Annotated in this window: 21 protein-coding genes and 1 other RNA gene; 4 read left to right on the top strand and 18 right to left on the bottom strand. The window is 38.5% G+C overall.

The genetic code is table 11. From position 1 onward, the window contains the following. The first annotated feature begins 5 nt into the window (after positions 1-5). On the top strand, positions 6-890 hold the full coding sequence (locus DZB84_RS16820) for a LysR family transcriptional regulator (RefSeq protein WP_223254480.1): 885 nt from the start codon (positions 6-8) through the stop codon (positions 888-890). Positions 891-1,172: 282 nt separating this feature from the next. Here DZB84_RS16820 and serC read toward each other — a convergent pair whose 3' ends face one another. Both serC and DZB84_RS16810 read right to left on the bottom strand, forming a co-directional pair. Further along, positions 1,173-2,270: a 3-phosphoserine/phosphohydroxythreonine transaminase gene (gene serC, locus DZB84_RS16815; protein WP_116353427.1), complete on the bottom strand. Its 1,098-nt coding sequence runs from the start codon at positions 2,268-2,270 to the stop codon at positions 1,173-1,175. Positions 2,271-2,325: 55 nt separating this feature from the next. After that, positions 2,326-3,558: a cysteine desulfurase gene (locus DZB84_RS16810; protein ID WP_116353426.1), complete on the bottom strand. Its 1,233-nt coding sequence runs from the start codon at positions 3,556-3,558 to the stop codon at positions 2,326-2,328. A gap of 156 nt (positions 3,559-3,714) precedes the next feature. Between DZB84_RS16810 and DZB84_RS16805 the strand changes: the two genes are divergently transcribed. The 3 genes from DZB84_RS16805 to DZB84_RS16795 all read left to right on the top strand — a co-directional run bounded on the left by DZB84_RS16805 (position 3,715) and on the right by DZB84_RS16795 (position 5,592). Beyond that, on the top strand, positions 3,715-4,527 hold the full coding sequence (locus DZB84_RS16805; protein ID WP_189655280.1) for a LysR family transcriptional regulator: 813 nt from the start codon (positions 3,715-3,717) through the stop codon (positions 4,525-4,527). 143 nt (positions 4,528-4,670) lie between these two features. Beyond that, entirely contained in the window at positions 4,671-5,264 is a 594-nt protein-coding gene (locus DZB84_RS16800; protein ID WP_116353424.1) for an SCO family protein, read from the top strand. Then, complete coding sequence (locus DZB84_RS16795) at positions 5,257-5,592, top strand: hypothetical protein (RefSeq protein ID WP_116353423.1); 336 nt, start codon at positions 5,257-5,259, stop codon at positions 5,590-5,592. Before DZB84_RS16800 ends, DZB84_RS16795 begins: the two co-directional genes overlap by 8 nt. 63 nt (positions 5,593-5,655) lie before the next feature. Here the strand turns inward: DZB84_RS16795 and dapA are convergent, their stop codons facing one another. From dapA to gap, 16 genes are all read right to left on the bottom strand, one after another. Then, complete coding sequence (gene dapA / locus DZB84_RS16790; protein ID WP_116353422.1) at positions 5,656-6,540, bottom strand: 4-hydroxy-tetrahydrodipicolinate synthase; 885 nt, start codon at positions 6,538-6,540, stop codon at positions 5,656-5,658. A 295-nt stretch (positions 6,541-6,835) separates the two neighbouring features. Then, complete coding sequence (locus tag DZB84_RS16785; protein WP_116353421.1) at positions 6,836-7,066, bottom strand: hypothetical protein; 231 nt, start codon at positions 7,064-7,066, stop codon at positions 6,836-6,838. A gap of 785 nt (positions 7,067-7,851) precedes the next feature. After that, positions 7,852-8,188, bottom strand: a transfer-messenger RNA (tmRNA) gene (ssrA, locus tag DZB84_RS16780). A gap of 164 nt (positions 8,189-8,352) precedes the next feature. Next, the gene (gene smpB / locus DZB84_RS16775; protein ID WP_116353420.1) at positions 8,353-8,820 is read right to left on the bottom strand and encodes an SsrA-binding protein SmpB; all 468 of its coding nucleotides are present in this window, start codon (positions 8,818-8,820) and stop codon (positions 8,353-8,355) included. A 67-nt stretch (positions 8,821-8,887) separates the two neighbouring features. Beyond that, positions 8,888-9,685, bottom strand: coding sequence for a PP2C family serine/threonine-protein phosphatase (locus DZB84_RS16770; protein WP_116353419.1), 798 nt, complete (start codon positions 9,683-9,685; stop codon positions 8,888-8,890). Next, positions 9,678-10,130, bottom strand: coding sequence for an HIT family protein (locus DZB84_RS16765; RefSeq protein WP_116353418.1), 453 nt, complete (start codon positions 10,128-10,130; stop codon positions 9,678-9,680). Before DZB84_RS16765 ends, DZB84_RS16770 begins: the two co-directional genes overlap by 8 nt. 104 nt (positions 10,131-10,234) lie before the next feature. Then, a complete protein-coding gene (locus DZB84_RS16760) occupies positions 10,235-11,011 on the bottom strand; it encodes a formate/nitrite transporter family protein (protein WP_116353417.1) in 777 nt (258 codons plus the stop codon). 14 nt (positions 11,012-11,025) lie between these two features. Further along, the gene (locus tag DZB84_RS16755) at positions 11,026-11,997 is read right to left on the bottom strand and encodes an L-lactate dehydrogenase (RefSeq protein ID WP_116353416.1); all 972 of its coding nucleotides are present in this window, start codon (positions 11,995-11,997) and stop codon (positions 11,026-11,028) included. Between the two features lie 106 nt (positions 11,998-12,103). Then, entirely contained in the window at positions 12,104-14,446 is a 2,343-nt protein-coding gene (gene rnr / locus DZB84_RS16750; RefSeq protein ID WP_116353415.1) for a ribonuclease R, read from the bottom strand. A gap of 15 nt (positions 14,447-14,461) precedes the next feature. Then, entirely contained in the window at positions 14,462-15,202 is a 741-nt protein-coding gene (locus tag DZB84_RS16745) for an alpha/beta hydrolase (protein ID WP_116353414.1), read from the bottom strand. 141 nt (positions 15,203-15,343) lie between these two features. Next, entirely contained in the window at positions 15,344-15,580 is a 237-nt protein-coding gene (secG, locus tag DZB84_RS16740; protein WP_411266271.1) for a preprotein translocase subunit SecG, read from the bottom strand. A 724-nt stretch (positions 15,581-16,304) separates the two neighbouring features. After that, complete coding sequence (gene eno / locus DZB84_RS16735) at positions 16,305-17,597, bottom strand: phosphopyruvate hydratase (protein WP_116353413.1); 1,293 nt, start codon at positions 17,595-17,597, stop codon at positions 16,305-16,307. Positions 17,598-17,625: 28 nt separating this feature from the next. After that, positions 17,626-19,158, bottom strand: a complete 1,533-nt coding sequence (gpmI, locus tag DZB84_RS16730; protein ID WP_116353412.1) for a 2,3-bisphosphoglycerate-independent phosphoglycerate mutase — start codon at positions 19,156-19,158, stop codon at positions 17,626-17,628. Beyond that, positions 19,151-19,918 carry a triose-phosphate isomerase gene (gene tpiA, locus DZB84_RS16725; RefSeq protein WP_116353411.1) on the bottom strand — a complete coding sequence of 256 codons (768 nt, stop codon included), beginning with the start codon at positions 19,916-19,918 and terminating at the stop codon, positions 19,151-19,153. The genes gpmI and tpiA overlap by 8 nt, the downstream gene beginning before the upstream one ends. A gap of 164 nt (positions 19,919-20,082) precedes the next feature. Next, on the bottom strand, positions 20,083-21,267 hold the full coding sequence (locus DZB84_RS16720) for a phosphoglycerate kinase (protein WP_116353410.1): 1,185 nt from the start codon (positions 21,265-21,267) through the stop codon (positions 20,083-20,085). 185 nt (positions 21,268-21,452) lie between these two features. Continuing rightward, entirely contained in the window at positions 21,453-22,460 is a 1,008-nt protein-coding gene (gene gap / locus DZB84_RS16715) for a type I glyceraldehyde-3-phosphate dehydrogenase (RefSeq protein WP_116353409.1), read from the bottom strand. Between the last annotated feature and the right edge of the window lie 7 nt (positions 22,461-22,467).

The raw sequence follows: 22,467 nt of genomic DNA, 5'->3' as shown, positions 1-22,467 counted from the left end.
ATATCATGCAATTAGATCTGTATCGTGTTTTTTATGTTACGGCTATGGAAAAGAACTTCAGTAAAGCCGCAAAAAAGCTATATATAACACAACCAAGCGTTAGTCATGCAATTAAACAGTTGGAAGAACGCCTTGGGATTCAATTATTTGTTAGAACCTCAAAAGGCGTTACAATGACACATGAGGGTGAAACTCTATTTGGATATATTAGTCCTGCTTTTGGATTAATTAATAACGCCGAGCGAAAGATTTCGGAGCTAAAAAGTTTAAAATGTGGTCATGTTACAATCGGAGGTAGTGATTCAACATGTAAACATTTTTTACTGCCTCATATACAAACATTCCAGGATATGTTTCCAGAAATACAGATTAAGCTACAACATGGTTCTACACCCCAGATATTGGACAAATTAACAAACGGACTTGTTGATATTGGTATTATTCATTTACCGATTGATCAATCTCCAGTAAAATTAACCGAATTTTTAAGCATTAGTAGCACCTTTATTGTAGGGAAAAAATTTAAAAATTTAGCTAACAAACATCTTTCTCTTGAAGAGTTGCTCAACTACCCCATAATCTCCTTTTCGGAAACAAGCAGTTCAAGGAGATTTCTAAATCAACTATTCCAAAAACAAGGGCTAAATGTAAAACCCGACATTGAAGTTGGAAGTGTTGAATTATTAATTGAATGTGCAAAAATCGGAATGGGGATTGCTTTTGTCACTAAAGAATTGGTTTTGAAAGATTTATCTGAAGGGGAATTATTTGAAGTGTGCTTAAATGAAAAAATAGAAAACAGAAAAATTGGGCTAATAACAAGAAATGAGATTCCTTTGTCAGTAGCAGCAAATAAGTTTTATAAACATTTAGTTGAAACAAGCCATTAAAAAAATTTAATACAATTTTATAAAGGGCAAACTAATATTTTGGGTGCCCTTTAATAAACCTTATTGAACTTACCTTCACTTAGTATAATAAGCTTCTTTACAAAATTTTACCCTATGATTCTTCAAAAAAATAATTAAAGCAGAGTTATTATATAAGAAAACCCTGCTTTTATATTTATATATGTTATTTGTTATGTGGGTACTCCAAAAGAGATTGGCCTAGAATGAAATCATTATCCTCATTTTTGTTCTGGTTGAAAATACAATAAGGAAAACTATTTCTTACTCGTTTACCTTTTGAAAACGATACATAAATTCACTTAGAGCTTTACACGTCTCGTATGGAACAGCATTATATATGGATGCACGACATCCTCCTACAGAACGGTGACCATTCAAACCGACAAAACCTTCTTTCTTGGTTTCTGCAAGAAATTTTTTCTCCAGATCTTCATCTTTCAATCGGAAAGTAATATTCATATACGAACGGCTTTCAGGTTCCGCATGACCAAGATAAAATCCACCGCTATCGTCAATAGCATTATAAATAAGGTTCGCTTTTTCTTCATTTCGTTTGGTGATTTCTTTTAGGCCGCCCTGTCCTTTTATCCAACCAAGAACTTCCCCAAGCATATATATACCAAAGGTTGGAGGGGTATGATATAAGGAATTGTTTTTGGCATGAATGCTGTATTTTAATATAGTCGGAATATTGGAATTGGCTCTTTCAATCATCTCTTTACGAATAATGACAACCGTTACACCGGACGGCCCTAAATTTTTTTGGGCACCAGCGTATATCAAGTCGAACTTGCTGACATCAAATGGTTTAGAAAGAATGTCACTAGACATATCTGCTACTAGAGGAATATTTCCTGTATCAGGGAATTCCTTCCATTGAGTCCCATAAATGGTGTTGTTAGATGTAAGGTGAATATAGGCATCATCAGGGTTGTACTGTAATTCATTGAACTTAGGAATACGTCGATAGTTACTGTCCTTTGTGCTCGCTGTTTGATAAACGTCCCCGAATAATTCTGCCTCCGAAAAGGCTTTTTCGGACCACAAGCCTGTCATGATATAACCAGCTTTTTGCCCCGGCTGTAAAAAGTTCATTGGAATCATAGAAAACTGAAGACTTCCACCTCCCTGGAGTAAAAGCACTGCATAATTTTCAGGGATAGACAGCAAGTCTTTTAAACGAGTAATAGATTGATTGTGAACTTTTTCATAATCTGTACTCCGATGGCTTAGCTCCATTATCGACATACCAGTACCCTGGAAATTTACAAGTTCTTGCTGCGCTTTCTCAAGTACTTCAAGTGGAAGAGCGGATGGCCCTGCATTAAAATTAAAAGCACGTTGAATTGGATTTTTCATTTTATTACCCTTCTGTTCTAATATATTTTTGTTCATAAAAACATGTAAAAGATTATTAAGCTAATACATTCTGAAAATATGTTTTTGCGTGTTTTATTCCATTTACGAGCTCGTTAATATCTTCTTCGGTGTTGTAAATATAAAAGCTTGCACGTGCAGTTGCGGAAACATTGAGCCATTTCATTAATGGCTGACAGCAATGGTGCCCAGCACGAATCGCAATTCCATCTGCATCTAATATAGTTGCTAGGTCATGGGGATGTACATCCTGTAAGTTAAAAGTGACAAGTCCACTTCTATCTTTAGATTCCATTGGACCATATATTGAAATACCTTCGATAGATGATAACTCTTCTAGCGCATACTTTACTAGTGTTTGCTCATGACAACGAATCTCATCTAATCCTACTTGCTGTAAAAAGTCAATCGCCGTTGCCAATCCAATTGCCCCCGCAATATTCGGAGTCCCCCCCTCAAACTTCCAAGGAAGCTCCTTCCAAGTAGAATCATATAAATCAACAAAATCTATCATTTCCCCTCCATACTCGTAAGGACTCATTTTTTCTAACAGTCCCTTTTTTCCATATAAAACTCCTATACCTGTGGGACCTGCCATCTTATGGCCCGAAATAGCAAGAAAATCACAATCTAAATCTTGGACATTTATCTCTAGGTGAGGGGCACTTTGGGCTGCATCTACACAAATAACTGCTCCATGCCGATGGGCTATTTCGGCAATTTGTTTTACTGGAAGGATCGTTCCCAAAACATTTGAGACATGTGTAATCGATACAAATTTTGTTCTTGATGTGATGGCATCTTCTACATCGTTTAGTTGAATGGTTCCGTCTGGCTGTATAGGTATAAATTTAAGAATTGCTCCTGTTGCCTTGGCTGCCTGTTGCCAGGGAATAAGGTTGCTGTGATGCTCCATTAATGTAATAAGGATTTCATCCCCTTCCTTAAGAAACTCTTTGACATAGCATTGGGCTACCAAATTTAATGAGTTCGTTGTTCCACGGGTAAATACAACTTCCGCGGACTCCCTGGCATGAATAAACTCTTTCACTTTCTCCCTAGCATTTTCATAGGCATCTGTAGCAAGGTTACCTAAAGTATGTGCACCGCGGTGTACATTTGAGTTATATTTTCTATAATAATTTTCTATAGCTTCAATAACGGTAATTGGTTTTTGTGATGTAGCAGAACTATCCAAATAAGTTAATGGATGGCCATTGATCTTCTGATCTAGAATAGGGAAATGCTCTTTTATTTCTTGAATATTCATTGGAAAACGCTCCTTTTTCATCACTTTTTTTGTATAACCTACAGTGAATATGAACCAGTTAGTAATAATGACTTTATATTTACACGAAACAAACCATAATACAAATACCATTATTGTTATATAATCATAACTAAAAGATTATATATGGAGGTCGAGATGAATACAAAACACTTATCCTTATTCATGCAAGTCATTAAAACGGGAAACATTACTCAAGTTGCAAAGGATCTCCATGTCAGTCAACCGGCTATTTCGATGCAACTCAAACGATTGGAACAGGAGATAGGAGTCCCACTGTTTACAATAGTAGGTCGGAATATTTCTGTAACGGATGCAGGGTTGACTTTTTTAGAGTATGCGGAGTCCATACTTTCCTTAGAGGGACAAATATACCGAGCGATGGAAGAGTTCCGTCTTGGTAATCGTGGCAGGATTGTTGTAGGAACTTCCTCAGTAATTGGGACATATTTATTGCCTAAGTTAATGCTTTCATTTACTCAGGCACATCCAGATATTAAAGTGGATTTGGAAACTAGAACGGACGATGAAATTGAAAGATTCGTTAGGATGGGAAGTTTTGATATCGGAATAACTCTAAAAGTTCCGGAAGATCATTTTTCTTTTAGGATCACTAGGTTCTCTGAAGATCGATTGATTGGCATACAACCACCAATTCCCATCAATAACCAGACACTTTTAATTCCAGAAGATATGTCAATCATCCTGAGTACGGATCTTGATGCAAACATAATAAAGCTTGATTCTACCGAATCTGTTAAGCAATTTGTCATGGAGGGAATGGGGTACGGTGTAATTTTAGAATCGGCGGCTAGATTCGAAATAGCTAGTGATAGGTTACACCCTTGGAGTGGATACAATCCCCATCATGTAGTAGTAAATGTAATAACCCGACCTGCAGAACGCTTATCCAAAAGTGTGTGGTATTTCTTAAATCACTTAAGAAAATAATGAGTCGCCAATCTAGAAAATCACTTCAAATTAATCTTTTTAAAAAGTGGATGAGCAAAGTAGTAGAGGAATGGATGGTTCTTTCTTTTGAATTTTTATTATGATAGTAAGTAAGGGGCAGTATTTAAAAAAGGGTGCTTCAAATGCAAAAAAATCTATGGTGTACTTCTGTTTTACTCCTTTGCCTAGCACTTGTCGGCTGTGGAGATAACAGCATAAAAAAACCTCTTAATTGGGAAATAAAGAATTTATCCGCTATTAACGAAGAAGGAAAAGAAATGGACTTGAATGATTTAAAAGGGAAAGTGTGGATCGCTGATTTCATCTTTACGAATTGCGCAACAGTGTGTTTACCAATGACGGCAAATATGAGCAAACTTCAAGGACTAATGGAAGAAAAAGAATTAGATGTAGAGTTTGTTTCATTCAGTGTTGACCCAACTGTTGATACACCAGAAAAGTTAAAAGAGTATGTTTTAAATTTCGATGGTGACTTATCAAACTGGCACTTATTAACTGGCTACTCACAAGAATTTATTGAAGATTATGCCATGAAAAATTTTAAGACCATTGTAAAAAAACCAGAAACTGATAACCAAGTCCTACACGGTACCTCCTTTTATCTTTTAGATCAAGAGGGTAAAGTGGTAAAAGATTATGATGGGATGACTGTTCCCTATGATGACATTATCAATGACGCAAAAATACTAATCTCAATGGAATCAACGAATGAATAAAAGGAAAAAAAGATTCCTGTGGATGATTGCATTTATTTGCGTAATTGGTATCGGTGCTAGTTTACTAATCCCTAAGGCAACTCATCCGTCTAAAGACACAAGGGTTATTCTAGAACATACATATAAAACGTACATCGCCCCTATATGTTTTGAAAAATCAAATGCAACTAATTTTCTAGAGGAAGGTACTCTTCAAAGAGGACAAGATTTAGACTATAAACCTCATTCTTTTTGTACAGAAGAAGCGTTTAAAGCTGAACATGATTCACTTTTCGAAAATCTGTTAAAAGAAATAGGATGGATAGAGAAAAAGTGGGATAATTGGTAGATTGTATAAAGGGTTGATTAGAAGTCTATTAATACTGACTCCTAATCAACCCTGAATCTATTTTTAGTTGTCTTTTTGAAAGTGCTCTAAAATAGAAGTGATATATTCAGCCTCTTGTTCATTAACGGGGACAAGTGGTAATCTTACTGATCCGACATGAATTCCTTGCATTTCTAATGCATATTTGACAGGTGATGGATTAGTAGTAACAAAAAGTCCTTCAAAGGTAGGAAGCATTTTGCGGTGCATATGTGCAGCTTCTTCGACTTTTCCTGACAAGAAGTTATCAATCATGGTTTTTATTTGATGACCTATAACATGGCTAGCTACACTTACAACACCGTGTCCTCCTATACTTAGTAAAGGCAGTGCTAAACTATCGTCCCCAGAATAAACCTTAAAACCTTCTGGAGCTTTGTCAAGTAAGTAGGCAGCCGCAGAAAGATCACCACTTGCTTCCTTAACCGAAGTAATATTATTTATTTTGGATAATCGTATGATGGTTTCTGGAGAAATGTTAATAGCCGTTCTTCCTGGAATATTATAGAGCATAATGGGGAGATGAGTAGACTCTGCGATAGTCTTAAAATGCTGATATAAACCTTCTTGTGAGGGTTTATTGTAATATGGGCTAACTAGCAAAATCCCATCAACACCAATCTTTGTTGCCTTTTTGGTTAACTCAACAGAGACTCTTGTATTATTTGTACCTGTACTCGCTATCACTTTACAACGACCTTTTACCTGTTCAACTGCAAACTTAATCAATGATAACTTTTCTTCGTTTGATAATGTTGATGGCTCACCTGTGGTACCGCAAACTACAATCGTATCCGTACCTGTTTTTATTAAGTGCTCAATTAATTTATCCGTTTTTTCATAATCAATTTTCAATTCATCATTAAAAGGTGTCACCATAGCTGTCATAAGTCGACCAAATTCAGTCATAGATATTCCTCTCCCTATACAATTAATGTTAAAAAAAGTGGCATTATTATACAATTATTCGTCTATCGAGATTAATGCTATCTTGTTTTTGAATGTTATAGAACATCCACTAATCATTCATTTCAACCATCCACCTAGAAAATGTACTATAGAAAAAAGCTATTCCAAACAGGTCCCCCTCATTGGAATAGCTTCTTTTTAAAGTTCCGCCACCTTAACAAATCCCCTTTCGAAATAAATATTATTTTAGTATTTCAAGAAATATCGTATTTTCAATCCATACTTCTTCTAGAAATTATACAAGTTCACTTTGCTTCTTTAACTTAGCTCTTTGATAATATAAACGGTACGTTAGTCCTGCCAAAATACAGACAAAGGAAAAACTAATATAAATATTTCGATAAACAATTTCTAAAGAAAAATTATCTTGAATTGTTAATAATAATCCAGAAATTGTAACCCCAAGGCTACCACCTAAAAATTGTATTAATAGAACTGTCCCTATTCCCGAACCGATTTGATCCAATGGTAAGATTCTTGTAACTTCGTTAGAAATACTGGTAGAAAGTGCTGTAAAGCCAATACTCGCGAATATATAACTTAAAGGTACAAAATTGGGATGTAAAGTCGACAATAATGCAAATAGGATTGTGGAACATAATAAAAAGTATTACAAAATGTTTTTGAAGTAATTAAACATCAATATCATTTAAATTAAAGACAAATAATTAAGTAAAGACTTGTGATTTCGCAACTATTTGAAGTGTATCTAACTAGGAGGAACATGACAAGAGTTCAGAGATTATTACAATTACGCACCAAAAGGGTTAGAATCAACACTTAGAAATGTTGGTTCTAACCCTTTTAAGCATAACCTTGCCATAGAGGAAAACTTATGATTCAGGTCACAATTTTAAGCATAATTTTGCACATAGTTTTATAAAGCATAAGCCTTCAATTCATGCAGACTTATGCTTAAAGTTTCAATTGAGTATTTAACCACCAAGTATATGTATTTGGTGGAGACGGTGGGACGTGCTTTTCCATGCTTTCGTCATGGCACTGACTATATCTTGAACCTGAAAGTTCCAGGTCCTCCGGCGTCTTATGCGAAACATATTTTGTACCTGTTCAGGTAGAATTTCGCATCCTAGTACTACCATGGTTTCATGGCAGCCTATAAGTCGATACACGGCTGTTAGATTGCTCTACATACCGCTCGGCATTGCCTTATCACATCGAGTGCGACTTAGGTTTCACCGATAAAGCCGGATTATCACTTATGTGTTACCACATAAGGCGACTAATTACTAATCGAACCCACGTCCAAAGATATTGGCACTTAAGCATCTACGAGTGTAGTCGATATATTAGCGTTTCGCTAACTCTTCAGCCTATCGACAGGCTTCCAAGCAGCTAGTCTGGTTGTTCTCTTCCTTTGTCCTCAGACGGCGAACTCCGGCGTAGCCCACTAAGAGTGAGTCCCTGACCCTACCACATGGGCGATGGAGGGAGGAACCGCTAAGCTGTTATTAAGCAGCTAAAGCGAAATTGTTGTTTTCTTTGCCAGTTATTGGCTTTGACGTTTTAACGAGGCCGATCCCCTCGACTCGCAACTTAAGCTCAAACTACCCCTGTCGAATCCGTAGCGTCCCCATTATAAAATGATAATGATGAACTTAATCACCAGTTATCTGGGTGTTTCGGATGAAGTGTTCTTGCTTTCGTTGACTATTCAATTGTCAACCACATGTCTTATTATAGCACATGTCCTCACAATTTCAATTGTAAGTTATTGTAAGAAGTGGCAGATTACATCTTCTGTCTTTCTCTGAAGGCACGCTCGATATCACGTTTTGCTTCTTTTTTCTTGAGGTCTTCACGTTTGTCATACTTTTTCTTACCTTTACCAAGACCTAATAACAGCTTTGCATAGCCATTTTTTAAATAGATCTTAATTGGCACAAGTGCATAGCCTTCTTCTTTTGTCAGTCCAATCAGTTTGTTGATTTCTTTTCGATGAAGAAGTAGCTTACGTGTCCGCAGTGGATCATGATTATATCGGTTACCTTGCTCATAAGGGCTAATATGCATGTTATACAGGTATACTTCACCGTTATGAACACGAGCATATGAATCCTTTAGGTTTGCACGGCCATTACGAAGGGATTTGATTTCAGTCCCTTGAAGCACGATTCCTGTTTCATAGGTTTCTTCGATAAAATAATCATGATTTGCTTTTTTGTTTTGTGCGATTACCTTGCCTACACCTTTTGGCATATTGATTTCCCCCTTAAGACGGTACCTTCTATTTTAGCAAATAATGGACAACATCTCAAGGAAAGGCTTATTGATTGCAAGGTAAACTTGCTTCTTGATCGGAATTCACAAACCAAGAAATGACTGTCGTGCTGTCTCTTACGTTGAGTGATTGGATTTTCATTAATAATGCTTCAACGGCATATTCATTTGAGCGATCTAAAAATTCTTTTTGTATCTTTTCAGGGTGATTATAAGGTAAACCAGGACATTCAATTAAACCATCTGTTGTTAAAAATATATGGTTATTGCCTTTCCTTAGTTCTTTTCTTCCAGAACTGTAGCATGGGACAGGCAGTTCGAAGGTGTTCACCTGGCCGATCCATTCAAAAAAATGACGTTGATTCACTTGATATTGTCCGAGTCTCTCTAACTCTGGATGAAATAAGTACAAGATACAATCACCAACTGAAAACCACCAAATGTATTTATCTTTTCTAAGAACCATAAGACATGAGGTAGAACCTCTAACTTTCCGGCAGTTGCCTAGAAATTCAGGATTCTGAAAAATTTGAAGCACCGTCTCTTCGATATTCTTAAAGGTCTCCTTGAGTGTTCCAGAAAACACAGACTTTATTGAAGCTTGCTGTTTCGTAAATTCCTGTACAATCAATTCTGCACTTTCAGCGGTGTGATGTGCATCCATGAGAATCACGAACTCCCAATCCTGCTGTTCATTCTGCCAGACAAGGCACCCATCTTCATTTTTGATTTGACCTGCTGAAGAATTGCCACCGAATCGGCCTATGGTTATGTTCCCTTGTTTTTGAACAGATAATGTATCAATGAAATGAATCTCTGAACCACCCCATGTAAAATCATTCATTGCTTATTTTCTCCAAGGCACCTTTTAGTCTTCTACAAATCTGCACAATCTGTTCATTATTCCCCATCGGTGCTTGTGGCCAATCATATACAGCCATTGGTCCCCAAAACTCTATCGGCGTGTTTGGATAGCGCGGGACAATATGCATGTGAAGATGAGGAACCGCATTTCCTGAAACAAAAGAATAAATATGTTCTGCTTGTTCGCTTTCTTTTAATGCATTACTCACTCTTGCCATAATGATACCAAATGCCTTCGCTTCCTCTATTGTCAGATCAGCAAGAGTTGGAGCATGTCTTTTTAAATCAATCATAATATGACCTAGGTAACTATCTTCACCATTATGATCAATGTGTCCTACATAAACAAGCTCATCTTCATATATCGTCTCCCCAGCGGTTTGAATCAAACCATTGTGTTTTTTACAAATAAAACAATCCTCCATCCCAGTTACCCCCTTATAATTTACACAAGTATAATTCATTTAGATTGTAATTGGAATATTTTTCATATAAAAAGATCCAGTGCACCGGCTGGATCTTTCGAGTTTCATTCAATATTTGCCTTATTTGCATAGAAATACATCCATGCCATGAAACCACCGCCACCGATTAGGTTCCCAACGGTGACAGGGATTAAATTGTGGATAACGCCATTGACTGTGACAGAATCCGGATGTTTCATCACATACGATATGGCAAACGTACACATATTCGCAATGCTATGTTCATAGCCAGAGATAAAAAAGCAGAATACAAGTAACATCATAATAAATATTTTAGGTCCGTCTCCACGCATTCCCAGTGGTAAAAAAAAGGCAAGGCACACAAGCCAGTTACAGAGAATCCCTCGAAAAAACAATTGAGAAGTGGTGAGTTGTGTTTTATTGTAGGCAATCGTTAATAGAAATTCATTAACAGAATCACCTTGGAATAGGCCTGTCATGTAAAATAAAAAGGCAAAGAAAATGGCGCCAATTATATATCCAATATAGCTATAAAGCCACATTTGGCCGACCACATTCCATTTCATCTTTTTACGTAAGGCCGCATACGTGTAATAAAAGGTATCTCCTGTAAATAAATCTCCTCCACCATATGCAATGAGGATTATTGCGGCACCGAATGTGATGGCTGCTATTGGAAATGCAACTGGTGATTGCTGCATGAAGAAGAAATTACCTGTTCGAAAGGCAACGATTACCCCAAACCCAATAAACATACTGGCTAACACGGCTCGTAAAAAATAGATCACCCTACTACTTTGAAATGTATCACGACGAGACAGTGCTAATTTTTCAATACTTGATAGTGGTTTAGTTTCCATACGTATTCACCACGTTACCCTTTTGGTTTCACCTCATCAAAATATGGGGCAAGGATCGTTTTTAACACATTCGCACTGTTCTCAAACTTTTGTTCTTCCTCTTCATTTAACTCAAGTTCCATGATTTCACGAATCCCATTTCTGTTTATAACGCATGGCACCCCTATATACACATTTTCTTCCCCATACTGTCCATCCAAATGGGCGGAAACTGTCAACACTGCATTTTCATTTGAGAATATGGCTTTGGTGATTCTGGCTAGCCCCATTGCTATTCCGTAGTAGGTCGCACCCTTGCTTTTAATAATCTCATAGGCTGCGTCACGCACCCGAATAAAAATGTCATCTAAATCTTCTTTTTTATATTTTTCATTGCGCTGCATATACTTTTTTATCGGGAGTGTTCCAATGTATGCCGAGCTATATACTGGCAATTCACTATCACCATGTTCTCCAATAATATAAGCATGGATATTTTTGGGGGCGACATTAAAATATTCCCCTAATAAGTATCGGAAACGCGCTGTATCTAATATCGTACCGGAACCTATTACACGTTCTTTCGGTAATCCACTATATTTCCATGTGGCATATGTTAAAATATCAACTGGATTCGTAGCGACTAAAAAGATTCCATCAAATCCGCTTGCCATCACGTTTTCAACGATTTCTTTAAAAATTTTAAGGTTTTTTTCTACTAGGTCTAGTCTTGTTTCTCCAGGCTTTTGATTGGCTCCTGCACAAATGACCACTAGATCAACATTTTTGCAATCTTCGTAGCTTCCAAATTTAATAAGTGTCGGATTCCCTGTAAAAGCTTTTCCATGATTAAGATCCAGGACATCCCCTTTGGCTTTTTCCTCATTGACATCAATCATAAGTAATTCATTGACAATTCCTTGGTTCATTAACGCAAAGGCATAGCTTGAACCAACAAAACCAGTCCCTATCAAGGCTACACGACTAACCCGATCCCCTATATTCATCTTTCTCACCCTCCAATAATGCCATTTTAATAACAACTCTTATTATTTGTTCCATTAAATAAACTATACAGAAAAAAAGCACCCCACATAAGTGGGGTACTCTCGATTATCTTCTCTTTTTCCGTTTCTTGCTTTTCTGTGGTGGCACATTATCATATTTCTTCTTTTTCTTCCGAGGCTTCCGAGTTGACCATTCGCCGTCTTTGTCACTACCACGTTTCTTGTCATCCTCATTTGATTTGCGTCGATTTCTTCCTTTATCGGACTTGATGATTGTCGGTTGTTCCTTTGAAAACTTGCGGCGGCTACCTTTCATTCCAACCACCTCAAAGTCAACAGAGCGTTCATCTTTATTCACGTTAATGACACGAACCGTAATTTCGTCTCCAATTCGGAATACATTACCGGTCCGTTCACCAATCATCGCATAGCTTCTCTCATCATATCGATAGTAATCATCGGTTAGATAGCTGACGTGAACAAGTCCTTCAATAGTGTTTGGTAGCTCCACAAACATACCAAAGTTGGTCACAGAGCTAATGATGCCATCGTATTCCTCACCGATTTTATCCATCATATATTCTGCCTTTTTCATACTATCTGTTTCACGCTCAGCTTCAACCGCACGGCGTTCCATGTTTGAGGAATGCTCTGCAATTTCCGGGAGTTTTTCTCTCCATTTATCCTGGGTCGCATTGTCAAGCTTACCTTGAATCAAATAGGTACGAATTAATCGATGAACGATTAAGTCTGGATAACGTCGAATGGGTGACGTGAAGTGCGTATAAAAATCCGTTGAAAGTCCAAAGTGTCCGACACTTTCTGGATCGTACTTTGCTTGCTTCATTGAGCGCAGCATAACGGTTGAAACAACCATTTCCTCTGGTTTCCCTTGAACGGCTTCAATTACTTCCTGCAAGGCACGAGGGTGAATCGAATTTCCAGCTCCCCTTACAAGATAACCAAAGTTCGTGATGAACTCTAAGAAACGTCTAAGCTTTTCTTCATTCGGATCTTCGTGAATCCGATAAATAAACGGAACGTTCATCCAGTGGAAATGCTCTGCAACCGTTTCATTTGCTAGCAACATGAATTCTTCGATTAAACGTTCACCAACAGATCGCTCCCGTAAGACAACGTCATAAGGTGCACCCTCATCATCGACAAGAACCTTTGCCTCTTTAAAATCAAAGTCAATTGCACCACGCTTCATTCGTTTTTCACGAAGGATTGCAGCTAGTCTTTCCATATCTTCAAACATTGGAACAAGTGGTTCGTAGCGAGTTCTGAGCTCTTCATCCTTTTCGACCAAAATGCTATTTACATCTGCATATGTCATTCGTTCCGTTGTTTTTATTACACTTTGAAAAATATCATGCTTCACAACGGTACCGTTCCCGTCAACTTCCATCTCACAAGACAGGGTTAAACGGTCCACTTTTGGATTTAAGGAACAAATGCCATTTGAAAGACGATGAGGAATCATCGGAATTACGCGGTCAACAAGATAAATACTTGTTCCACGGTCACTTGCTTCTTTATCGATAGGAGAACCTTCTGTCACATAATGAGTGACGTCCGCAATGTGTACACCGAGCTTGTAATTCCCATTTTCAAGCTTCGTAACCGTCACGGCGTCATCCAAATCTTTTGCATCGGCGCCATCAATTGTCACGATGACTTCATTTCGTAAATCGCGTCGATTTTCAAGCTCTCTTGGATCGATGGAATCAGGGGTGTTATTCGCCTGCTCCAATACTTCTCCCGGAAATTCCTCTGGGAGTCCGTGCTTATGAATGACAGAAAGAATATCAATTCCAGGGTCATTTTTATGACCTAAAATTTGAATAACTTCACCTTCTGCACTCATTCTTCCTTCAGGATACGTGACGAGTTTCACAACTACCTTATGTCCTTCAATCGCACCATTTGACGCTTGCTTCGGAATGAAAATATCATTGGTGATTTTTTTATCATCTGGAATGACGAAGCCGAAGTTTTTACTTTCGGTATATGTACCAACAATCGTTTTGATACCATGCTCAATAATCCGAACAACTGTACCTTCCTTTCGTTGACCGGAAGATTCAGAATTAATTCGAACAAGCACGGTATCCCCATGCATCGCATTTTTCAACTCATTTGGTGGAATAAATACGTCATCCATAGTTTTGTCATCTGGCACCACGAATGCAAACCCCTTCGCATGACCTGTGAGTGTCCCGCGAACAAGGTTCATTTTTTCCGGAAGACCATAGCGATTACTACGGGTTCGAACGACTAATCCCTGTTCCTCCATTACAACAAGGGCTTTGACAAACTCTTTAAAATCCTCCGATCCTGAGATTCCAAATGCCACCTCAAGCTCTTGGACGGTTAACGGTTTGTATGCTTCTTCCTTCATAAATTCTAATAATTTATTAATATGATTTTGGATTTCCTGTTCCATTTTTTATCCCTCCCGTTACCAATCTAACTGCTCTAAAAATGCATACACATCCTCATGCAGCTGGTCACGTTCTTTGTCTAGGGTAATGACATGTCCTGATTCCTCGTACCATTTGATCTTTTTAAAATCATTTTCTATCGCTTCATAAATAATATTTGCGCTATCCGGATTTATCATTTTGTCATGACGCGCCTGCGCAACAAAGGTCGGAGAATAAATCATATCGACATTGTTACGGACTTCCGCGATTAGCTCCTGCAGTGCTTTCAACGTATTCATCGGGGTCTTTTTGAATTCTTCGATTTCCTTGTCGATTTGCTCTGGAGATTTCCCCTCGAATCGCTTGTATTCACGTGCAAATTCAACGACACCCTCATACATAACTTCTTCACTTTTTAGATACATAGGGGCACACATGGTCACAATCCCTTTTATAGGTACAGTGTAACCCAATTTTAGGGAAAATACCCCGCCAAGTGACAATCCGGCTACTGCAATTTTATCGTATCCTTTATTTTTCAAAAATTGATAGGCGTTCATGACGTCTTCCCACCAATCCTCAGGACCGGTATGCACCAATTCTTCCGGTGGGACACCATGTCCTTTATAAATCGGTGCATGACACGTATAGCCCCTATTTTCAAGAAATCTACCTAGCATCCTTACGTCTGCTGAATTTCCAGTAAATCCATGTAGTAATAAAACGGCTCTTTCTCCTCCTTCAAAAAAGAAAGGCTGAGGTAATTTGATCTTCATTATGTATAACTCCTTTATGATGACTTCCTTATTTTTATTTTGCGCTTTTTTCGGTATTCTACTATCGTACCGGAAAGTGCGTTTTGAGCGCAATAAAAAAGGACTAGACATCAACTTGTCTAACCCTCTTTTCGAAAAGTTTTATAGTTCAAAGTAAGAAACCGCAATTGTAAGAACAAAGAATAATACCGCTAGGACTACTGTGATACGATGTAGGACCGCATCAAGGCCACGAGCCTTTTGTTTTCCGAATAATTGCTCGGCACCACCAGAGATAGCTCCAGATAAACCTGCGCTTTTACCCGATTGTAATAACACCACTACGATTAACCCGATACATACGATTACGAGTAATGTAACAAAAATTCCATGCAACATATAAAACGACACCTCCTGAACAAGAACGCATATGACGTTAAAATAAATGTACCATAAAAATACCATGTGGACAATACTGCATTTTCTGACATAAGTCAAATAATTGAAAAAAGAATTATGGATTGAATCATCATCATCTGGCCTATGAAGGACTTTTCTCTGCTCCACGTTCTTGGTTCGAGTCTTCATCTCGCTTATGAAGACTTTTTCGTGCGCCTGATCTTTCGGTTCGAGTCGTCATCTCGTTTATGATGACCTTTTCGTGCATTCAGGATCTCGGTTCAGGTCTTCATCCAGTTAAGATTTTCCCAACACCTAATTTCCAATGATTCACTTCATGATTTCCTTTAGAATCGTCCATATTAAAATTGACTATCTTGAAAGGAATGATGAGATGTGGTCAATTTGGATTTTGATGCGTTTGTTAAAGAACAGAAAAAACACAAAACGAATTATTTAGGTGAACATACACAGCAAGGTAAACAAAAGAAGCAACAGATGAAGAAAGAAAAGTAGGTATTGCATTCAATTTAGTGTGATTGCGCTTTATTTTACGGTATTGCGCTATAGTATGCCGGAATTGCGTTTTAATTCGACGGAATCGCGCGTTAATTTTTGTAATTGCGCTTTAGCTCGCAGGAATTGCGTTTACCAAAACCGAACAACCAACTACCAACTAAAAAAACGACAAGCAACCGCGCTTGTCGTTTTCCTATTTATCAGATTAGCCTCTTAGGTTATAGAAAGATGCTAAGCCGTTGTATTGAGCTGTTTCGCCAAGATTGTCTTCGATACGTAGTAATTGGTTGTATTTTGCAACACGGTCAGTACGTGATGGAGCACCAGTCTTGATTTGGCCAGCGTTTGTTGCAACTGCGATGTCAGCGATTGTGCTGTCTTCTGTTTCACCAGAACGGTGAGAGATTACTGCAGTGTAACCTGCGCGTTTTGCCATTTCAATTGCATCAAATGTTTCAGTTAATGTACCGATTTGGTTTACTTTGATAAGGATTGAGTTACCGATGTTTCTCTCAATACCTTCAGCAAGTTTCTTCGTATTTGTAACGAATAGGTCGTCTCCAACTAATTGAACTTTTTTGCCAAGACGCTCAGTTAGAAGTTTGTGGCCTTCCCAGTCGTTTTCGTCTAAACCATCTTCAATTGAGATGATTGGGTATTTTGATACAAGATCTTCGTAGAAGGCAACCATTTCTTCAGAAGTAAGAACTTTGCCTTCTCCTTTAAGATGGTATTTACCGTCTTCTTTGTTGTAGAACTCAGAAGATGCAGCATCCATTGCAAGGCGTACTTGCTCACCAGGCTTGTAACCTGCTTTTTCGATTGCTTCTACAATTGTTTGTAGAGCTTCTTCGTTTGAACCTAGGTTTGGAGCGAATCCACCTTCGTCACCTACAGCTGTGTTTAAGCCTTTTGCATGTAACACTGCTTTTAGGTTGTGGAAAATTTCAGCACCCATACGAAGTGCTTCTTTGAAGTTTTCTGCTCCAACAGGCATGATCATGAATTCTTGGATATCAACGTTGTTGTCAGCATGCTCTCCACCGTTGATGATGTTCATCATTGGAACTGGAAGAGTTTTTGAGTTGAAACCACCAAGGTATTGATATAAAGGAATTTCTAAGAAATCAGCTGCTGCACGAGCTACTGCCATAGAAACACCAAGAATTGCGTTAGCACCTAATTTACCTTTGTTTTCAGTTCCATCAAGCTCGATTAACGCGTGGTCGATTGCTACTTGGTCAGTTACATCGAAACCGATGATTTCTGCTGCAATGATTTCATTTACGTTGTTTACTGCTGTTTGAACACCTTTTCCAAGGTAACGGCTCTTGTCGCCATCACGAAGCTCAACTGCTTCGTATTCACCAGTTGAAGCACCACTTGGTACTAATGCGCGGCCAAATGCACCTGATTCAGTATAAACTTCAACCTCAACTGTAGGATTTCCACGAGAATCTAATACTTCACGAGCGTATACATCTACGATAATTGACATTAAAAATCTCTCCTTTTTCAAATTCGTTTTATTTTATTAAACTATTTCCTGTCATTTCAGCGGATTTTTGGACGCCTAGTAGGTCAAGCATGGTTGGTGCTAAGTCTCCTAGAATTCCATCTTCGCGTAAAGCTAATCCTTCTTTTGTGACAATGACTGGTACTGGATTTGTTGTGTGAGCAGTCATTGGGTTTCCTTCAAGAGTAACAACCTCGTCGGAGTTACCATGGTCAGCCGTAATAATCGCTGCTCCACCTTTTTTAATGATTGCATCTACGATTTCACCTAAGCACTCATCAACTACTTCAATTGCTTTGATTGTTGGTTCAAGCATTCCTGAGTGTCCAACCATATCTGGGTTTGCAAAGTTTAATAAAATCGCATCATGATTATCTTCAGCAATCTCTTTTAAAAGTGCATCCTTAACCTCATAAGCACTCATTTCTGGCTTTAGGTCATAGGTTGCAACCTTTGGTGAGTTGATTAAAATACGAGTTTCACCAGGGAATTCTTGTTCACGACCACCACTCATAAAGAATGTCACATGAGGATATTTTTCAGTTTCGGCAATGCGAAGCTGTTTTAATCCGTTTTGTGAAAGAACTTCTCCTAGTGTGTTATCTAGGTTTGTTGGTTTGAATGCTACATATCCATCAACACTTTCACTGAAGTGTGTTAAGCACACAAAGAATAAGTCTTTCGGATGCTTAGGTCCACGATCAAATGAACGGAAATCGTCATTTGTGAATGTGTTTGAAATTTGGATAGCGCGGTCTGGTCTGAAATTATAAAAAATGACTGCATCATTGTCTTGGATGGTTGCAACTGGTGAACCGTCTTCTTTTACAATGACTGATGGTAATACGAATTCATCGTAAATGCCATTAGCATAGGAGTCATCAACAAGTTCGAATGCATTTTTATATGTAGGACCTTCGCCGTAAACCATTGAACGGTATGATTTTTCAACGCGCTCCCAACGCTTGTCACGGTCCATTGAATAATAACGGCCAGACAAGGTTGCAATTTCACCAACACCGTATTCCTTGATTTTTTCATCGAGCTGTTCGAGATAGATTTTCGCGGTTTGAGGACCAACGTCTCTTCCATCTAAAAAGCCGTGAATGTACACTTTTTTAATGCCTTCAGATGCAGCGAGTCTTAACAGTGCAAAAAGGTGATCAATGTGACTGTGTACACCACCATCGGATAATAAACCGAATAGATGTAGAGCAGTACCTTTTTCCTTTACATGCTTCATGGCTGCAAGGAAAGTTTCATTTTTTTCAAATTCATGCTCGCGGATCGCAACATTTACACGGGTTAAGCTTTGGTAGACAATACGGCCTGCGCCGATATTTAAGTGCCCTACCTCTGAATTCCCCATTTGGCCTTCTGGTAAACCAACAGCCTCACCACTTGCTTGTAGAGTAGCGTGCGGGTATTTGTTCCAATAGCGATCAAAATTTGGTTTGTTTGCTTGGGCAACCGCATTTCCTTTTACTTCATCGCGAAATGCAAATCCATCTAAGATGATTAGTGCAACTGGTGATTTACTCATTGCTACCTGCCTCCAAAAGCTTAACAAAAGAGGAAGCATCAAGACTTGCTCCACCAACTAGAGCACCATCGATATCTGGTTGTGCCATGTATTCCTTAATGTTTTCTGGTTTTACACTACCACCGTATTGAATGCGAACAGCATCTGCCACATCTTGTGAGAATTGTTCAGCAACAACTTTACGGATATGTGCACAAACCTCATTCGCATCTTCAGCAGAAGAAGATTTACCTGTTCCAATTGCCCAGATTGGTTCATAGGCAATGACAACTTCTTTCGCTTGTTCAGCTGTAAGACCTGCTAATGCTTTTTCGATTTGTGTTCCAACAAGGTCATTCGTTTGACCTGCTTCACGCTGCTCTAATGTCTCACCACAGCATACAATTGGAACTAATCCATGTGCAAATGCCGCAAGTGTTTTTTGGTTAACTGTTTCATCGGTTTCTGCGAACATTTCACGGCGTTCAGAGTGACCAAGGATTACATAGTCAACACCTAAGTCCTTTAATGCCACTGGGCTGATTTCACCAGTGAATGCTCCACTCTCTTTAAAGTGCATGTTTTGTGCACCGATTTTAAGGTCATAGTTTCCTTCTTTTACGTTTGCAACCAGACGCTCTAAAAATAGTGCTGGCGCACAAACAACAGAATCAACCTTTTCTGGTGATGGAATTAGACCATTGATTTCTTCTACAAACTGAACTGCTTCTGAAAGAACCTTATTCATTTTCCAGTTTCCTGCAATGATTGGTTTTCTCATGTTTCACCATCCCTTTCAAATAGAAAAGTGCAAGGCGCCCGTTCATCGGCGATAAGCACAAGACAAGCGCTGACAGAAGGTGTATTTTACCTTCCGAAGCGATTGGCTTGTGACCTCGAGCCGATGGCGCCTGGAACTAGACATTAAATCTAGATGAATTTTTATTATTTATCGTTAAGTAGTTCGACTCCTGGAAGCTCTTTACCTTCCATGAATTCTAATGATGCTCCACCACCAGTTGAAATGTGGCTCATTTTATCAGCAAGACCGAATTTTTCTGCCGCTGCAGCAGAGTCACCTCCACCGATGATAGAATACGTGTCAGTTGCATCAGCAAGTGCTTGTGCAACAGCTTTTGTACCATTTGCGAATGCATCTAATTCGAATACTCCCATTGGCCCATTCCAAATCACAAGCTTAGATTTTTGAATTACTTCACTGTAAATTTCAGCTGTCTTTGGACCGATATCGAGTGCTTCCCAATCGCTTGGAATTTCGGTGATAGGAACGATTTTAATGTTCGCATCATTAGAGAAATCATCTGCTACTCTTACATCAACAGGCATATAGAAGTTTACGCCTTTTTCTTTTGCTTTTTTGATAAACTCGTTAGCAAGATCCATTTTATCTTCCTCTAAAAGAGATTTACCGATTTCATGGCCTTGTGCTTTTACGAACGTATAAGCAAGACCTCCACCAATGATCAAGTTGTCTACTTTTTCTAAGAGGTTCTCGATGACACCAATTTTATCCTTAACCTTTGCTCCACCGATAATCGCAGTGAAAGGACGTTCTGGATTTGATAGTGCTTTGCCTAGTACTTCAATTTCCTTTTCCATTAAGAAACCTGCAACGGCTGGCAAGTGTTCAGCGATACCAGCTGTAGAAGCGTGTGCACGGTGTGCAGCTCCGAACGCATCATTTACGTATAGATCAGCTAATGCAGCAAATTGTTTTGCAAGTTCCTGATCATTCTTCTCTTCACCAGGATAAAAACGAACGTTTTCTAATAAAAGAACATCGCCTTCGTTCATTTCTGAAATGGCTTGTTCAACCTCTGGACCATACGCTTCATTTGTTTTGCGAACCTCGATCCCTAAGTGATCGCTTAATCGTTTTGCAACTGGATCTAAGCGAAGTTCGTCTACCGCTTTTCCTTTTGGACGACCAAGGTGGCTTGCTAAAATAACCTTTGCTCCTTCTTTACGAAGGTACTCAATTGTTGGTAATGCTGCACGAATACGAGTTTCGTCCGTAACCTGACCATCTTGCATTGGAACGTTAAAATCAACTCGACAGAATACTCGCTTGCCTTTCACATCAATATCTCTTACTGATTTCTTATTCACTGGGAAGGCCTCCGTTCTATGTAATATTCAAAACTTGTTCTGTGGCATTTGTCTAAATGACATCAAAAAGGGAAGGGAACACTCCCTTCCCCACACAAGTTCTATTATAGTTATTGTTGTTTAGGATTCCAAGAATAATGTGTTTTACTGTTTGATTAATGTGACATACTAATCAAACGGTAAAATTATAGTCCCTTTGATGCAAGGTAATCTACAAGGTCAACTACACGGTGTGAGTAACCAGTTTCGTTATCATACCAAGAGATAACTTTAACCATGTTGCCTTCCATTACCATTGTAGAAAGTGCATCGATAGTTGAAGAATTTGCATTACCGTTATAGTCACCAGATACTAGTGGCTCTTCGCTGTAACCCATAATTCCGTTTAACTCATTTTCAGCAGCTTTGCGAAGAGCTGCGTTTACTTCTTCTACAGTTACTTCTTTATCTAATTCAGCAACTAAGTCAACAAGTGACACGTTTGGAGTTGGAACACGAACAGCTCCACCATTTAATTTACCTTTTAACTCAGGTAATACTAAAGAAACAGCTTTTGCAGCACCAGTAGTTGTTGGAATGATGTTCTCAGCTGCCGCACGAGCACGACGATAGTCTTTATGTGGTAAATCAAGAATTTGTTGGTCATTTGTGTATGAGTGAATAGTTGTCATCATACCACGCTTAATTCCAAAGTTTTCATGTAAAACTTTTGCAAATGGTGCTAAGCAGTTTGTTGTACAAGAAGCATTTGAAATAACGTTGTGGTTTGCTGCATCATATTTGTCTTCGTTAACACCCATAACGATTGTGATATCTTCATCAGTTGCAGGAGCAGAAATGATAACTTTCTTTGCACCAGCTTCTAAGTGTTTCGCAGCATCTGCGCGTTTTGTGAAACGACCAGTTGATTCAACAACAACTTCAACACCTAGGTCACCCCAAGCTAGTTGAGCTGGGTCGCGTTCTGCTTTAACAAGAATTTCTTTTCCATCAACAACAAGGTTGTTTCCATTAACAGATACTTCTGCATCAAGAACACCATGAACAGAGTCATACTTTAATAGATGAGCTAACATGTTTGCATCTGTTAAATCGTTTACTGCTACTACTTCTACATTAGGATTTTTAAGAGCCGCACGTAATACGTTACGACCAATACGTCCAAAACCATTAATACCAACTTTTACTGCCATTTTGATT

This window comes from Bacillus sp. HNG (assembly GCF_003400205.1).
In the GTDB taxonomy this organism is placed as follows: domain Bacteria; phylum Bacillota; class Bacilli; order Bacillales; family Bacillaceae_L; genus Ferdinandcohnia.
Note: the sequence above shows the minus strand (reverse complement) of the source record. Positions and strands in the feature narration are given on the sequence as shown.